This is a genomic window from bacterium, assembly GCA_035549195.1.
In the GTDB taxonomy this organism is placed as follows: domain Bacteria; phylum Oederibacteriota; class Muellerivitia; order Muellerivitales; family Muellerivitaceae; genus DASZRK01.
In genome coordinates this window covers 1-3,049 of the sequence record DASZRK010000038.1, presented here as the reverse complement: position 1 = coordinate 3,049, position 3,049 = coordinate 1, and the positions used below count along the sequence as shown (strand labels likewise).

General features: G+C 60.9%; 2 rRNA genes. Both read left to right on the top strand.

Features of this window, described 5'->3' with window-relative positions:
- Positions 1-405: ribosomal RNA gene (locus VHE12_07935) — 16S ribosomal RNA — on the top strand; the annotation flags it as partial.
- Between the two features lie 488 nt (positions 406-893).
- Positions 894-3,049 (top strand): 23S ribosomal RNA (locus VHE12_07930); the annotation flags it as partial.

Below are 3,049 nucleotides of genomic sequence, written 5' to 3'. Positions count from 1 at the left end.
CGGGGACTCATGGGAGACTGCCGGGGTCAACTCGGAGGAAGGTGGGGATGACGTCAAATCATCATGCCCCTTATGTCTTGGGCTTCACGCATGCTACAATGGCCGGTACAGAGGGCTGCGATACCGTAAGGTGGAGCGAATCCCTAAAAGCCGGTCTCAGTTCGGATTGGGGTCTGCAACTCGACCCCATGAAGTCGGAGTCGCTAGTAATCGCAGATCAGCAACGCTGCGGTGAATACGTTCCCGGGCCTTGTACACACCGCCCGTCAAGTCATGAAAGTCGGTAACACCCGAAGCCCATGGCCCAACCCGTTTGGGGGGGAGTGGTCGAAGGTGGGACTGGCGATTAGGACTAAGTCGTAACAAGGTAGCCGTACCGGAAGGTGCGGCTGGATCACCTCCTTTCTAAGGAGCATCCTCACGAGGCCGGTCCTTTCGGGGGCTGGTGGTTCGTGCAGGGGCCACGTGCTCGGCGAGTGTCCGGGTGGTGGTGCTCATGGGTGGAACGTCGACGACAGCTCGCTGGCGGTTCGGCCGGCTCGTAGTACGCCTCGTACGTTCGCGTGGGGGGAAGGAACCGGGTCGGGTCGGGCTGTGGTGGGCGTCGAGACACACTGTTGGGTCCTGAGGGAACAGCCGCGCAGGTGGCGTGTTCCGTCGGACCGGCTCCGTGAATCACTGGGTCCTCCCGTGGGAGGGTCCCGCTCCCCTGGGTGGGGGTGCTGCTCTGCGTGTGGGGTGGGGTGGTCGGGGTCGGTCGGGGGCCATCGTCTGGCCACATCTGCTGTCGGCCCCCGGATGGGGGCCGGTGGTGCTGGTGGCCGGGTGCGGTGGTGGGCCTGGTCGTTGTTTGAGAACTGCACAGTGGACGCGAGCATCTTTGATTTTCTGTGGTTGAAGTTTGTAAGGGCACAGGGTGGATGCCTTGGCACCAGGAGCCGAAGAAGGACGTGGTAGCCTGCGATATGCCTCGGGGAGTTGGCAAACGAACCGTGATCCGAGGATCTCCGAATGGGGTAACCCCGTACCAGTCATGTGGTGCGACCCCCGCCTGAATGTATAGGGCGGGTGGAGGGAACGCCGGGAAGTGAAACATCTCAGTACCGGCAGGAAGAGATATTCCGTGAGTAGTGGCGAGCGAAAGCGGATCAGGATAAACCTGGCACGTGTTCAAGCCGGCGGGCGTTGCGTGGCAGGGGTTGTGGGACCTCGCTGATGGTGCTGCCGCACCATCGGGCAGTGAGAAAGTCGTGTCATAGTCGAAGGGTCTTGAATGGCCCGGCACAGAGGGTGGTACCCCCGTAGACGAAATGATGCGGCCTGCCGTGGGTGTTCCCGAGTAGCTCCGGGCCCGAGAAACCTGGAGTGAATCTGCACGGACCACCGTGTAAGCCTAAATACTACCTGGTGACCGATAGCGGACTAGTACCGTGAGGGAAAGGTGAAAAGTACCCCGGGAGGGGAGTGAAATAGTACCTGAAACCGTGTGCCTACGATCCGTCGGAGCCTCCCTAGCAGGGGTGACGGCGTGCCTTTTGAAGAATGAGCCTGCGAGTTAGTGGTGCGTGGCGAGGTTAACCCGTGTGGGGAAGCCGTAGCGAAAGCGAGTCCGAACAGGGCGTGTCAGTCGCGTGCTCTAGACCCGAAGCGAGGTGATCTAGCCATGGGCAGGGTGAAGCGCGGGTAAGACCGTGTGGAGGCCCGAACCCACCAGGGTTGAAAACCTGGGGGATGACCTGTGGTTAGGGGTGAAAGGCCAATCAAACCTCGTGATAGCTGGTTCTCCCCGAAATGCATTTAGGTGCAGCGTCACGTGTTTCTTGCCGGAGGTAGAGCTACTGGATAGCCGATGGGCCCGACCAGGTTACTGACGTTAGCCAAACTCCGAATGCCGGTAAGGCAGAGCGTGGCAGTGAGACGGCGGGGGATAAGCTCCGTCGTCGAGAGGGAAACAGCCCAGACCACCAGCTAAGGCCCCCAAGCGTGCGCTAAGTGGGAAAGGATGTGGAGTTGCACAGACAACCAGGAGGTTGGCTTAGAAGCAGCCACCCTTGAAAGAGTGCGTAATAGCTCACTGGTCAAGTGATTCCGCGCCGACAATGTAGCGGGGCTCAAGCGCACCGCCGAAGCTGTGGCATCCACGCGTCGACCAGGCACCTCGGTGTCCAGGTGTGTGGATGGGTAGGGGAGCGTCGTATGGGCGGTGAAGCCGCGGGGTGACCCAGTGGTGGAGCCCATACGAGTGAGAATGCAGGCATGAGTAGCGAACGACGGGTGAGAAACCCGTCCGCCGAATGACCAAGGGTTCCAGGGCCAGGTTCATCCGCCCTGGGTAAGTCGGGACCTAAGGCGAGGCCGACAGGCGTAGTCGATGGACGACGGGTTGATATTCCCGTACCGGCGAAGGACCGCCCATACCGAGCCCGGTGACACTCACCACCTGGGCAGTGCGGTACTCCCTTCGGGGAGGCCGAGCTGTCCGGCTGGGACCTGATCCGGTAGTAGGTAAGCGTGTTAACAGGGGTGACGCAGGAAGGTAGCCCGGCGTGGCGATGGTTGACCACGTCCAAGGCCGTAGGCCGCAGCGCAGGCAAATCCACGCTGCACGAGGCCGAGAACCGATGGTGAGCGCACATGCGCGAACAGGGTGATCCTCAGCTGCCAAGAAAAGCCTCGACGCGAGGTCCTAGCCGCCCGTACCCCAAACCGACTCAGGTGGTCAGGTAGAGAATACCGAGGCGATCGAGCGAATCGTGGTTAAGGAACTCGGCAAAATGCCCCCGTAACTTCGGGAGAAGGGGGGCCTGATCCGTGAACGCCCTCGCGGCGGGAGCGGGAAGGGCCGCAGAGACCAGGGAGAAGCGACTGTTTACTAAAAACACAGGTCCGTGCGAAGTCGCAAGACGAGGTATACGGACTGACGCCTGCCCGGTGCTGGAAGGTTAAGAGGACGGGTCAGCCGCAAGGCGAAGCTCAGAATTTAAGCCCCAGTAAACGGCGGTGGTAACTATAACCATCCTAAGGTAGCGAAATTCCTTGTCGGGTAAGT